The following is a 13,713-nucleotide window of genomic DNA, read 5'->3' on the forward strand; positions in this document are numbered from 1 at the left end:
CCGTTGCCCCGCCCGGAGGCGGGGGCGGGTGACGCCTAGAACTTGTAGTTCACGCCGAAGTACAACTGGCGACCGGTGTAGGTGTTGGAGATCAGGCGCGCGGTGGTGTCGTTGCCCAGGTTGATGCGCTGCTCGGACTTGGTGGCATTGAGCACCGAAGCGGTGAAGGTCAGCGCATCGGTGAAGTTGTAGGCCACGTTGAGATCAAGCTGGTCGTAGGGTTCGAAGTACTGACTCATGCCGTTGACCGGACCGCCCACCACTTCGCCGCGCCGGTTGTAGGAGGCGCGTGCCAGGAACGTCTCGTTCTCGTAGAACACGGTGATATTGGCCTGGTTCTTGGCGCTGCCCACCAGCGGCGACTCGCCGATGTTCTCGCCGTCCAGCACGATGGCGGCCAGGTTGGTGTCGTTGTAGGTGTAGTTGGCCTGGATGCCGAAGCCCCTGTCGAAGGTGTACTGGCCATACAGTTCCACGCCCTGCGAGACGCCGTCGCGGCCATTGGCCTGCGTTTCGTACTTCTGCACGGTGACCGTTTCGCCGCCCACGGTCATCTGCTGGTCGCGGATCACCGGCACGGTGAAGTTGTCGACGTTCTTGCGGAACAGACCGATGCCAGCCACCGCGCCGGGCTTGAAGTACCACTCCAGGCCGATGTCGACCTGGGTGGCCTCGAACGGTTCCAGGTTCTTGTTGCTGCCATGGCCGTACCAGCCGGGGGTGTCGGTGCCGCCGGCCACGCGGCGGTCGTTGCTGTACTCCTCGCTGATGTAGTTCAGCGCACCCGGTGCGGCGATGCTGGTGTAGCTGGGGCGGGCGATCACCTTGGAGGCCGCGCCACGCAGCACCAGGTTGTCGGTGATGTCCCAGGCGATGTTGAAGCTCGGCAGGATGTCGGTGTAGGTCTTCTCCAGCGAGGTGAACGCGTAGGTCTTCTCGCGCGCCAGGCCATCGGGCAGGCGCACGAAACCGCTCTGGCACACATACCCGGTATTGGAGCCGATCAGCGCACCAGCCGCCGGGTCATTGCAGTCCATCGGCGCGCCGGCTGCGTTGTCCTGGAAGTAGTCGTTGAACTTTTCCACCGAATCGCTGGATTCTGCGAACTGCTTGGTCCTGACCACGCGCACGCCGACGTTGCCGCGCACGCGCTCGGTGCGGAAGTTGGCCTGGAAGTAACCGGCAAAGACCTTCTCGTTGACGTTGTAGACGAAGTCGTCTTCCTTGCGGCTGTATGAGCCGCCGTACTTGTCGTTGAGGTAATCGATGTATGCCGGGTAGTTGATCCCCGGGAACACGTTGGCATTGAAGCCGCCGGTGATGTTGCTGATCGGGTTGGACAGGAAGAAGCCCGGCTGGGCGACACCGGCGGTGGCATCGCAGCCGGCCTGGTACCGGTTGTTGTCGTAGTCGGCCGGGTCCTTGCCCTGGCACACCCAGTAGGTGTTGCCGGTGTTGCGGTGCACGTCGCCATCGCGGTACTTGGCGCCGAACTGGATGGAGTCCAGCCAGCCGCTTTCAAACAGCTTGGTCACATCGGCCTGGAAGTAGCTCTGCTTGACCTCGGTCTGCATCCACGACGAACCGGTGGACCCGGTATCGATCTCGGCCACGCCGTTCATCAGCTGCTGCTGCAGGTCCGGCGAGAAGGTCACCGACGGAGTGCCACTGACATCCCACGCGGTGTACTGGTTGCCGGACTGCCACACGCCATCCACCTGGCGGCGCGGCTTGGCCGACATGCCGAAGTTCATCGACGGGCCGCCTTCGGACCAGGTGCGACCGCCGGTGAAGGAGGCCTTCCACAGCGGGCTGATGTCCCACTCAACGCTGAGGTCGGCGGTCTGCGAGAGTGCTTTTTCCTTGCTGTAGGTACCGGTCAGCTGCGGGGTGGGGATGGTGCAGTCATCCGGGCCCCAGCCACCCGGCGGCAGGCCGGCGGCCGCGGCCTGCTGTTCGCTGCAGTAATAGGTTTTGCCGGCCAGCTTTTCATACTCGGCACCGGTGACGATGCTGCCGCTGGGATCGAAGGTCAGCCCGTTGAGCAGGCGCCCGCCGGCCCAGTTGCCGTCCCCGTTGAAGCGGGCCAGGTTCCACTCGGGCACCTTGAGCATGTTCTGGGTGTAGTTGCCTTCCAGCTCGAAGCGGAAGTAGTTCGCGGTCAGGGTGAGGTTGTCGACCGGCTTGAACTGGAAGGTGAACTGCCCGCCGGTACGCTGGCGGTCTTCTTCCTTCACCGCGAAGTTCACCGAGGTGGGCATGAAGAACTCGCTGTAGTTGCGCCCGCTCTGGTCATTGAAGCCCGACTGGCCCCACCAGTAGTGGATGCCGTCCTGCAACTGCGGGGTGCCATACGCATTCACCGCATCGGTGCCGTTGCCGTACCACTGGTAGTCTTCGGTACTGGCCTGCATGGTGCGGCTGGTGCGCTTCTGCTTGGTTGCGCCGACCAGCACGCCGAAGCGCTCGTCCTGGCTGTGCCAGGAGTACAGCGCCGAGGCCTGGGGATCTACGTCGTGGCTGGTGTCCGAGGAGGTGCCTTCCAGGTTCACGTAGCCCGAGTTGGCTTCCATGTCCAGCGGCCGCCGCGTGTGCAGGATCACCGTGCCGCCGATGCCGCCTTCGTCCAGGCGCGCCTCGGGCGATTTGAACAGCTCGGCGCTGGACAGCATGTTGGCCGGCAGCAGGGTGTAGTTGAACGAACGGCTGGCTTCGTCGTTGGTCTCCGACGTGGCCACGTAGTTGCCGTTCAACTGGGTCAGGGTCAGGTCCGGATCCAGGCCGCGCACGCTCACGCTTTTGCCTTCGCCACCGCTGCGCTCGATGATCACGCCCGGCACGCGCTGCAGGGCATCGGCCACGTTTTTGTCGGGGAACTTGCCGACGTCTTCGGCGGTGATCACTTCGACAACGGCGTTGGCGTCGCGCTTCTGCTGCAGACTCTTTTCGATGGCGTAGCGATAGCCGGTGACGTTCACGCTGTCGAGCGTGGTGGCCTCCGGCGACGAAGCGGGGCTGGCCTGCTGTGCGAAGGCACTGGCGGGCACCATCGCGGCGGCGAACAGCGTGGCGGTAATGGCGGCCGACAGCGTGTCGCGGTTGCGCATGCGGGACATCTTGTTCATTCCACTCTCTCCCTCTCCTGGATTGAAACGGTGGCGATACGTTGTTGAATCGATCTAATGTTTTGGGAGAGCTGTTGCCAGCGCTGAGCTCCCGTGCGTCCCGCATGCAGCCTGGTGGGCCCCCACCCACCGCTCCGGCAATCGTGACCGTTTGAAGTTGGATCGATCTAAACGATTGGCGGGGAATTTTTAGCACGGGTTCGGCAGGGAAGCATGCTGCTCCGCAATATGGCCAAGGCCGGCAGGGAACCGGGCTAATGAGGTCGAAGGAGTGAAAACGTTTTCTTGCGCAGGACGGCGGAGGCGGGGCCGTTGGTCGATCCTCCCAACGTAAAAAACCGCTTCTGCTGGAACTGCAGGCGCCGGTGGAGGCGGGTTCTCGGCGCCAGGCTCTGCAACGACGGCCTTGGCCGCCCTCCTGGACGAAAAAACAGCTCGCCATGTTGCGCCGCAGAATGCATCCGCCGAAATCTCCGTGCTTTACTTGAATCGATCTAAATTCACGTCAACGTGGATCTGGACAGGTGCCAGCGGGGGAGTGGCTGGCACGCCATGGCGGGCATCCGCCGTGCCTTTTTCCGTCTGCCGTACCGACATCGACCCACAGGATCCACGCATGCGCCGACTGCCGTCCGTCATCGCCGTTACCCCCTTGCGCCGCCCACTGCCGCGCCTGGCTTGCCTGCTCGCGCTGGCCTTTGCGCCGGTACTGCAGGCCGCCGCCCCGGTCGCGCTGGAGCGCGAGGTCAACACCTTCATCGGCAGCAAGGATGACGGCAACACCTTCCCGGGGGCATCGGCACCGTTCGGCCTGATCCAGGTCAGCCCGATCGGCGAGCACTACGCCGGCTGGCGCTACGACGACCCGAAGATCCGCGGGTTCGGCCATTCGTTCCTGTCCGGGGCCGGGTGCTGGGAGCAGGGCGGCCAGGTGTCGGTGCTGCCGGTCACCGGCAGCATCGGCAAGGGCGGCGACTTCAACACCGACGATGCCAAGAGCTTCGACCACAAGCGCTACGCGTCCCCGTACACCCACGATGGTGAGATCGGCCAGGCCGGCTACTACAAGGTGCGCCTGACCGGCTACGGCGGCATCGATGCCGAAGCCACCGCGCGTACCCGTGCCGCCGCCGAGCGCTACACCTTCCCGGTCGACGCCGGCACCGGCCACGTGCTGGTCAACGTGGGCCAGGCCAACGAGCGCCATTCGGTGATCGGCAGCGTGATCGACGTGGTGGGCGATCGCGTGGTGGAAGGCAAGCTGGTTACCAAGAGCTTCTGCGGCGGCCACCAGTACACCACCTGGTTCCGTCTCGAGTTCGACCGCCCGTTCAAGGCGTTCGGCACCTGGGGCGAAGAAGGCGGCCTGGCCGGCGCGCGCCACCGCATGGAGGGCGAACAGAAGCCCAGCGGGGCCTGGTTGAGTTTCGATACCGGCAAGAACCGCACGGTTACCGCGATCAGCGCCATCTCGCACGTGGACGCAGAAGGCGCGCGCAACAACCTGCGCAGCGAGGGCATGCAGGGCGGCAAGCTGCTCGGCTTCGAGCAGATGCGCAGCCAGTCGCAGCAGCAGTGGCGCCGCGAGCTGGCCACGACGCGCGTGCAGGGCGGCACCCCTGACGACCGCACCGTGTTCTATTCGGCGCTGTACCACGCGCTGCTGCAGCCGCTGACCGGCAGCGATGCCGACGGGCGCTACCGTGGCTACGACGACGCGATCCATCGCGCCGACGGCTGGACCTACTACGAGTATTTCTCGCTGTGGGATACCTATCGCGCACAGAACCAGTGGCTGGCCCTGACCCGCCCGCAGGTGGCGCGCGACATCGGCCGCAGCCTGCTGGCCATCAACGAACAGGGTGGCTGGCTGCCGCGCTGGGGTTACGCCAATTTTGAAACCAACATCATGACCGGCGACCCGGTCACCCCGTTCCTGGTCGACCTGTGGCGCTTCGGCGCGCTGGCCGGGCGCGAGGGCGAGGCCTACACCGCGCTGCGTCGCAACGCCTTCGAGCAGCCGCCGCTGAACTCGCGGCATGCCGGCCGGTCGGGCAACCCCGGGTACGTGGACAACGGCTACGTCGCCTACGACCGCGCGTTCCCCTCCAAGGGCATGGACGTGGACCCGCACCACGGCGGCTCGGCCACGCTGGAATACGCACTGGCCGACTGCGCGCTGGCGCAGATGGCCGATGGCCTGGGCCACGCCGACGATGCCAGCACGCTGCGCGCGAGGGGCGGCAACTGGCACAAGTTGTGGGACCCGCAGGTGCGCGATGAGGAGACCGGCATGAGCGGCTTCCCGCGTCCGCGCATGGACGACGGCAAGTGGTACGTGCCGTCCGACGGCCTCTACAGCCCGCGCTCGCACCATGGCTTCCATGAGGGCACCGCGTGGCAGTACCAGTGGCTGGCGCAGCAGGACGTGCCGGGGCTGGTGCAGGCCATGCACGGCCGCGAACAGGCCGGCAAGCGCCTGGATGCGTTCTTCGCCTACGACGCGCTGGTGCAGTCGCCGCTGACCGCCGCGCGCAAGGAATGGGTGGTGGGCCCGTACAGCTACTACAACCAGTACCGCTACAACCCCAACAACGAACCGGACCTGCATGCGCCGTGGATGTACACGCTGATCGGCCAGCCGTGGAAGACCGCCACCGTGGTACGTGCCGCGCAGCAGCTGTTCACCAACGCCCCCAACGGCGTCACCGGCAACGATGACCTGGGCACGATGTCGGCGTGGTACCTGTTCAGCGCGATCGGCCTGTACCCGGCGGTGCCGGGCAGTGGCCAGTTCCTGCTGCATACCCCGCGCTTCACCCAGGTGGAGGTGGACCTGGGCACCGGCCGCACGCTGACCTTGGCCGCCGACGGTGCCGATGGGCGCACGCTGCAGTATGTGCAGGGCGTGCGCGTGGACGGCAAAGACCATGCCCCGGTGTGGCTGGACTGGACCCGGCTGCAGCAGGGCGGTCGCATCGACTTCGCGCTGGCTGCGCAGGCGCCCACCCGTGGCTGGGGCACCCAGGTCGACGCGCTGCCGCGCTCGTTCTGCGCTACCCCGGGGGCGGTGCTGGAATGAAGCGTTGCATCGGCGGCGGTCGCCATCCAGCTGCGTGCAGGGGCGCGGTCCGCTGGCCGATGCGATCGTTTACGCTTGCCGGATGACAAGGACCGGGCAGACACCATGAACGACAAGGTCAAACCAGCGGGCAAGGGCACGCGCGCCGTCACCGTGACCGATATCGCCGAAGCCATCGGCGTGTCGCGGGCGACCGTGTCGCTGGTGCTGCGTGGCAGCCCGTTGGTCAATGTCGACACCCGCGCCAAGGTCGAGGCCGAGCTTCGCCGCCAGCGCTATGTCTACAACCGGGGCGCGGCCAACCTGCGCCGCCGCACCTCGTCCAGCGTGGCCCTGGTGATCAACGACCTGTCCAACCCGTTCTTCGCCGAATTCGCCTCCGGGGTGGACGAGGCCCTGGGTGCGAAGGGTTTCGTGACCCTCCTGGGCAGCACCGGCGAATCGCCGCAGCGGCAGCAGGCGGTGCTGACCACGTTGATGGAACACACCCCGGCCGGATTGATCCTGTCGCCGGCCGAAGGCAGCGATGCAGCCGAACTGCGCCAGGTGCTGGGCTTCAACGCCAACGTCCTGCTGTTCAACCGCGAACCGCCGGGTGCCGACTGGGATTTCCTGACCCTGGACAACCAGCAGGGGGCCTACCTGGCCACCCGCCACCTGATCGAGCGCGGGCACGAGCGCATCGCCTTCTTCGGTGGCCATGCCGATTCCAGCTCCTGCCACCAGCGCCGGTTGGGCTACGCGCAGGCACTGGCCGAAGCGGGCAGGGAGCTGCACCCGGACTGGCTGATCGAGTCGGCCCCCAGCCGCCTGGAAGCGGCGGCGCGCAGCGAAGAACTGTTCGCGCGCGTGCCGGCACCGACCGCGGCGGTCTGCTACAACGACAGCGTTGCACTCGGGCTGATGCTGGGCCTGGCCTCGCGCGGGGTGCGCCCCGGCGTGGACTTCGCCGTCACCGGTTTCGATGATATCTCCGAAGCGGCGGTGGCCTTGCCGCCGCTGACCACGCTCACCGTGAACCCGCGCGAGCGCGGCCGCCAGGCGGCCGAACTGCTGCTGCAGCGCCTGGACCACCCCGACGCCGCGCCACAACGCACCGTGGCGCCCGTACAACTGCGCATCCGCGCCAGCAGCGGCCCGGTGGCCGCGTGATGGCGTTTCCCTTTACCTGCCCGCGCAACGAGGCGCGTACCTGAATGCCCATTTCTCCAACGCCCCGACTGCCTGCCTCGTCTTCGTCCGCGCCCGTGGTCAACACGCGCATGGCCCTGGCCGTGGCCACCACGATCTTCTTCATGTGGGGCTTTCTGACCTGCCTCAACGACATCCTGATCCCGCACCTGAAGGCGGTGTTCGAACTGAACTACGCCAAGGCGATGCTGGTGCAGTTCACCTTCTTCGGCACCTACTTCCTGATGTCGCTGCCGGCCGGGCGGCTGGTGGCGCACCTGGGCTACAAGAAGGGCATCGTGGCCGGCCTGGCCATCGCGGGCGTCGGCGCACTCGGCTTCTGGCCGGCCGCCGAACTGCGCGTGTATGAAGCCTTCCTGGGCGCACTGTTCGTGCTGGCCACCGGCATCACCGTGCTGCAGGTGGCGGCCAACCCGTACGTGGCGCTGCTGGGACCGGAACAGACCGCTTCGAGCCGGTTGACCCTGGCCCAAGCGTTGAACTCGCTGGGCACGGCGATCGCGCCGATCTTCGGCGGGCTGCTGATCCTCGGCAACACGGTCAAGAGCGCCGATGAGATCGCCGCGCTGCCCTCGGCCGAGCAGATCGCGTACCGCGTGCAGGAAGCGCAGTCGGTGCAGGGCCCGTACGTGGGCCTGGCGATCGCGCTGGCGCTGCTGGCCATCTTCGTTTACCTGTTCCGCCTGCCGGCGCTGACCGAAACCACCGAACAGGCCGACAGCGGCACGCATACCCTGATGGATGCGCTGCGCCACAAGCACGTGTTGTTCGGCGTGCTGGCGATCTTCTTCTACGTGGGCGCCGAAGTGTCGATCGGCAGCTTCCTGGTGAACTACCTATCGATGCCGTCCATCGGCGGCTTCACCGAGCAGCAGGCCACCCATTACGTGTCGGCGTACTGGACGCTGGCGATGATCGGGCGTTTTGCCGGCTCGGCGATCATGACGCGGTTCTCGCCGCGCCTGCTGCTGACCCTGTTTGCGGTCGTCAACGTGCTGCTGCTGGCACTGACCATGCTCGGCTCGGGTCACGTGTCGCTGTATTCGGTGGTAGCGGTCGGCCTGTTCAACTCGATCATGTTCCCGACCATCTTCGCGCTCAGCATCGAGCGCCTGGGACCGCTGACCAACAAGGCGTCCAGCCTGTTGATCATGGCCATCGTGGGCGGCGCCGTGGTGCCGTACCTGCAGGGCGTCCTGGCCGACCATATCGGGCTGCAGCCGTCCTTCATCCTGCCGCTGGTCTGCTACGGCTACATCATTTTCTATGGCCTGTCGGGTTCGCGCCCGAGCGCCGCATTCCGCCAGGGAGCCTGAGGCCCGAATGAGCAAGATTGTCTGTTTCGGCGAGATTTTGATCGATCTACTTGCCCAGCCGCCGGCCACGCCGGACACGCCGCGTGCGTTCCTGCAATACGCCGGTGGTGCACCGGCCAATGTTGCCGTCGCGGCGGCACGGTTGGGGGCCGACACCCATTTCACCGGCATGCTCGGCCAGGACATGTTCGGTGACTTCCTCGCCGAAAGCCTGGCCGATGCGGGCGTGGCCACCGACTGCATCGTGCGCACCGACGCGGCCAAGACCGCGCTGGCGTTCGTGGCCCTGGACGCGCACGGCGAGCGCAGCTTCAGCTTCTACCGCCCGCCGGCGGCAGACCTGCTGTTCCGCAGCAGCCACTTCCATCCCAACTGCTTCGCCGGCACGCGCAGTTTCCATGTGTGTTCCAACAGCCTGACCGAAGCGGAGATCGCCGAAGCCACGCTGGACGGCATGCGCCGCGCGCGCGCCGCCGGCGCCATGGTCAGCATCGACCTCAACCTGCGCCCCGCGCTGTGGCCGGCCGGCGTGGACCCGCTGCCGCGGCTGTGGGAGGCCCTGCAGCTGGGCGAGCTGGTCAAGCTGTCGCGCGAGGAACTGGATTACCTGGCCGCCGCACACGCGGGTGGCGGCGACGCCGTCATTGCACGGCTGCTGGGCGCGCAGGCCCAGGCGGTGGTGATCACCGACGGCGCCGCCCCGATCCGCTGGCACACCCGCCATGCGGAGGGCGTGCTCACCGGCTTCCGCGTGCAGACGGTGGATTCCACCGCGGCAGGCGACGCGTTCGTGGGCGGTTTGCTGTTCGGCATCGGCGAGCGCGGTGGCGACGGCAGTGCCTTCGCCACGTTCTGCCAGGACCCGTCCGCCCTGACTGGGGCCATCCGCTTCGGTGCGGCGGTGGGGGCACTGGCCGTGACCCGCAAGGGCGCGTTCGCCGCCATGCCCAGCCTTGATGAAGTCCACCAGCTGCTGCAGCAACAACAGGAAGACGCCGCATGACCACGCCGGTTCCGCCGACCCCCGATTTCCGTTCGCCTGCGTTCCTGCGCGCCCATATCGCGCAGACCATGGCCTTCTACCAGCCGCATGAGATCGACCCTGACGGCGGCTTCTTCCACTACTACCGTGACGATGGCAGCGTGTACGACACCCGCCATCGCCACCTGGTAAGCAGCACCCGCTTCGTGTTCAACCACGCGATGGCCTACCGCGAATTCGGCAAGCCCGAGGATCTGGCGGCGGTCGAGCACGGCCTGCGCTACCTGCGCCAGGTGCACCGCAACCCGGCCACCGGCGGCTACGCCTGGACCCTGCGTGATGGCGTGGTCGAAGACGCCACCAACCACTGCTACGGCGTGGCGTTCGTGTTGCTGGCCTACAGCTGCGCGCTGAAGGCGGGCATCAGTGACGCGCGCGGCTGGATGGATGAAACCTGGCAGCTGCTGGAGCTGCGCTTCTGGGAGCCGTCGTTCGGCCTGTACAAGGACGAGGCAGACGCGAACTGGACCTTCAGCGACTACCGCGGCCAGAACGCCAACATGCACATGTGCGAAGCGATGCTGGCCGCCTTCGAAGCCAGCGGCGAACAGCGCTACCTGGAACGCGCGCTGCTGCTGGCCGACCACATGACCCGCCGCCAGGCCGCCCAGGCCGATGGGCTGGTGTGGGAGCACTACGACCGCCAGTGGCAGATCGACTGGGACTACAACCGCGACAACCCCAAGCACCTGTTCCGCCCGTGGGGCTTCCAGCCCGGCCACCAGACCGAGTGGGCCAAGCTGCTGCTGATCCTGGACCGCCACGTGCAGGCCGACTGGCTGGTGCCCACCGCCCGCCACCTGTTCGACGTGGCCGTGGCGCGCAGCTGGGACGCCGAGCGCGGTGGCCTGTACTACGGCTTTGCGCCGGACGGCACTGTGTGCGACGGCGACAAGTACTTCTGGGTGCAGGCCGAGTCGCTGGCCACCGCGGCGCTGCTGGCCAAGCGGACCGGCGAGGCGCAGTACTGGGACTGGTACGACCGGCTGTGGGGCTATGCCTGGCAGCACATGATCGACCACCGTTACGGCGCCTGGTACCGCATCCTGGATGCGGACAACCGGTCCTACAGCGACGAGAAAAGCCCGGCGGGCAAGACCGATTACCACACCATGGGCGCGTGCTACGAAGTACTCAACGTGGTCCGCTGAATCGGCAGAGCCGACCGTCGGTCGGCTGCTCCAACACCCCGGTAGAGCCGACCGTTGGTCGGCTGCTCCCACAACCAGGCAGGCCACCATGCGCGCGCACCGCCGTTTCCATGTCGTTGCACCGGCCCGCTGGCTGATGCTGGTTCTGCTGGCAGCATGGGCACTGCCCGTGGCTGCCGCGCCGTTGGCGGCGGACTGGTCATTCCGCCTGCTGCCCGGTGACGCGCGCGGTGCCGCGCATCCCGGCCTGCAGCAGTGGCGCCCGGCACAGGTGCCCGGGGCGGTGCACACCGACCTGCTTGCGCAGGGTCTGATCGCCGATCCCTACGTGGGCGCGCCGGAGGCAGGCCTGCAGTGGATCGGGCTGGCCGATTGGGAATACCGCGCCCGCTTCGACGTGGACGCGGCCACGCTGGCGCGTGCGCATGCCGAGCTGGCATTCGACGGCCTGGACACGTTCGCCACGCTGAGTTTGAACGGGCAGCCGCTGCTGCAGGCCAACAACAGCCACCGCACCTGGCGCGCGCGGGTGGACGGCCGGTTGCGTGCCACCGGCAATGAGCTGCGCATCGTGCTGCGGTCCCCGATCACCACGTTGCTGCCAGGCGTCCAGGCGATGCCGCACAAGATCGCCGGCAACTACCCCTCGCCGTACGGCGACGAGCCCAAGGACGCGATGGTCGGCAACTTCGTGCGCAAGCCCGGCTACCATTTCGGCTGGGACTGGGGCCCGCGTTACGTGACGGCCGGTATCTGGCGAGCGGTGCAGCTGGACAGCTGGAACGGGCAGCGCCTGACCGACGTGGCCGTGCAGACCCGCGCGCTGGACGCCGCGCAGGCCGACCTGGCGATCACGGTGCAGGTGGACAGCGCCGCACGTGGCTCTGCCGCAGTGCGCGTGGAGGTGCTGGATCCGGACGGTGTATCGGTGGCCCGCATCGATCGTGACGCCGCGCTGCAGGCCGGCGACAACGCCATTACCGTGCCGGTCGCGTTGAAACAGCCACGCCGCTGGTGGCCGGCCGGGCAGGGCGAGCAGGCACGCTATACCGTGCGGGCCACGCTGGGGCCGGGCGGTGCGGACGCGCGCCACATCGAACGGCGCATCGGCCTGCGTACCGTGGAGCTGCGCCGTGAGGTGGACCGCCAGGGCGGGCAGGGCTTTGCGTTCGTCATCAACGGCGTGCCGATTTTCGCCAAGGGCGCCAACGTGATTCCGTTCGACATGTTCCCGGCCCGCGTGGACGCCGCGCGGATCCGCCGCGAACTCACCGCCGCGCGCGACGCCAACATGAACATGCTGCGCAACTGGGGCGGAGGGTACTACGAGGATGATGTGTTCTTCGACATCGCCGACGAACTGGGCCTGCTGGTCTGGCAGGACTTCATGTTCGGCGGCGGCATGCAGCCCGGCTACGATCCGGCCTTCCGTGCCAACGTGGTGGCGGAGGCGCGCGACAACGTGCGCCGGCTGCGCCACCACCCCAGCGTGGTGCTGTGGTGTGGCAACAACGAAGAAGAAACCGCCTGGAAGGACTGGGGCCACGGCCGTGACCTGACCGCTGCCGACCCGGCCTTCGCGGCGAAGGTATGGCAGGGCTACGTGGACCTGTTCGGCAACGACCTGCGCCAGGTGGTGGCCGACGAAGGTCTGGGCGTGCCGTACTGGTCCAGCTCGCCCAGCAACGATCTGGACGACAAGGCCAACGATTCCACCCGTGGCGACAAGCACTACTGGCAGGTATGGGGCAACCCGGCGCTGCCGGTGACCGCGTACCTGCGCGAGACCCCGCGCTTCATGTCCGAATACGGGCTGCAGGCATGGCCGTCGCTGCGCACGCTGGAGGGTATCATTCCGGCCGCCGAGCAGCAGGTGGACAGCGCCACGGTACGCGCCCACCAGAAGTTCATGGCGGGCGAGGGCAACCAGCGCCTGATGAAGTACATCGAAGAGGAGTACGGCACGCCACGCGATTTCCCGGCGTTCGTGTACCTCAGCCAGGTGATGCAGGCCGACGGCATCCAGCTGGCCGCGCTGCACCACCGCGCGTCGCGGCCGTACACCATGGGCTCGCTGTACTGGCAGCTCAACGACGTGTGGCCGGGGGCGTCGTGGTCCAGCATCGACTACGCGGGCCGCTGGAAGGCACTGCACTTCCATGCCAAGCGCTTCTTCGCGGACCAGGCCGTGGCCGCACTGCGCGACGACGGCGTAACCCGGGTCAGCCTGCTCAACGACCGTCAACACGGGCTGCAGGCGACGTGGCGGATGCGGGTGATGGATCTCGATGGCGGGCTGCGCAGCGAGCAGCGGGATACCGTTGCGGTGCCGCCGTTGTCCGCGCTGGAGGTGGGCCGGTTCGCCGATGCGGACCTGTTGAAGGGGGCCGATCCCGCCGGCACGGTGGCGGTGGTCGAGTTGCTGGACGGCACGCAGGTGGTGTCGCGGCAGGTGGTCTATTTCGTGGCGGCCAAGGCGCTGGCGTTGTCGCCGGTGAAGATCGACAGCGCGCTGCGCGCGGACGGCGAGGGTGCCGTGCTGACGCTGCGTGCGCCGAAGCTGGTGCGTGCGCTGTGGATCGACTTCGACGGCCTGGATGCCACCCTGGACGACAACGCGCTGGACCTGGTGCCGGGCGAGACGGTCACCATCCGCCTGCGCAGTGAGGCGGACCTGGACACGCTGCGTGATGCGCTGCGCTTTACCTCGCTTGCGGATGTAATGCGACGGGCGCCTGGCATGGCGCCAGCCGACCGGTAGAGCCGATTCGGTAGAGGCGACCGGTAGAGCCGACTGTTAGTCGGC

General features: G+C 67.3%; 7 protein-coding genes. 6 read left to right on the forward strand and 1 reads right to left on the reverse strand.

Annotation, left to right across the window (positions count from 1 at the left end):
* Positions 1 to 35 precede the first annotated feature (35 nt).
* Complete coding sequence (locus GQ674_RS07965; protein ID WP_159496628.1) at positions 36 to 3,125, reverse strand: TonB-dependent receptor; 3,090 nt, start codon at positions 3,123 to 3,125, stop codon at positions 36 to 38.
* A 616-nt stretch (positions 3,126 to 3,741) separates the two neighbouring features.
* On the opposite strand from GQ674_RS07965, the gene GQ674_RS07970 reads away from it, so the two are divergent.
* The 6 genes from GQ674_RS07970 to GQ674_RS07995 all read left to right on the forward strand — a co-directional run bounded on the left by GQ674_RS07970 (position 3,742) and on the right by GQ674_RS07995 (position 13,668).
* Positions 3,742 to 6,207, forward strand: coding sequence for a GH92 family glycosyl hydrolase (locus tag GQ674_RS07970; RefSeq protein ID WP_159496629.1), 2,466 nt, complete (start codon positions 3,742 to 3,744; stop codon positions 6,205 to 6,207).
* Positions 6,208 to 6,312: 105 nt separating this feature from the next.
* Positions 6,313 to 7,359: a LacI family DNA-binding transcriptional regulator gene (locus GQ674_RS07975; RefSeq protein WP_038692249.1), complete on the forward strand. Its 1,047-nt coding sequence runs from the start codon at positions 6,313 to 6,315 to the stop codon at positions 7,357 to 7,359.
* A gap of 68 nt (positions 7,360 to 7,427) precedes the next feature.
* A complete protein-coding gene (gene fucP, locus GQ674_RS07980) occupies positions 7,428 to 8,714 on the forward strand; it encodes an L-fucose:H+ symporter permease (protein WP_236546282.1) in 1,287 nt (428 codons plus the stop codon).
* Between the two features lie 7 nt (positions 8,715 to 8,721).
* Entirely contained in the window at positions 8,722 to 9,717 is a 996-nt protein-coding gene (locus tag GQ674_RS07985; RefSeq protein WP_159496631.1) for a carbohydrate kinase, read from the forward strand.
* A complete protein-coding gene (locus GQ674_RS07990; RefSeq protein WP_159496632.1) occupies positions 9,714 to 10,907 on the forward strand; it encodes an AGE family epimerase/isomerase in 1,194 nt (397 codons plus the stop codon). Before GQ674_RS07985 ends, GQ674_RS07990 begins: the two co-directional genes overlap by 4 nt.
* Positions 10,908 to 10,995: 88 nt before the next feature.
* Positions 10,996 to 13,668: a glycoside hydrolase family 2 protein gene (locus GQ674_RS07995; RefSeq protein ID WP_159496633.1), complete on the forward strand. Its 2,673-nt coding sequence runs from the start codon at positions 10,996 to 10,998 to the stop codon at positions 13,666 to 13,668.
* Positions 13,669 to 13,713 lie beyond the last annotated feature (45 nt).

The sequence above is a fragment of the Stenotrophomonas sp. 364 genome (assembly GCF_009832905.1).
In the GTDB taxonomy this organism is placed as follows: domain Bacteria; phylum Pseudomonadota; class Gammaproteobacteria; order Xanthomonadales; family Xanthomonadaceae; genus Stenotrophomonas; species Stenotrophomonas maltophilia_AP.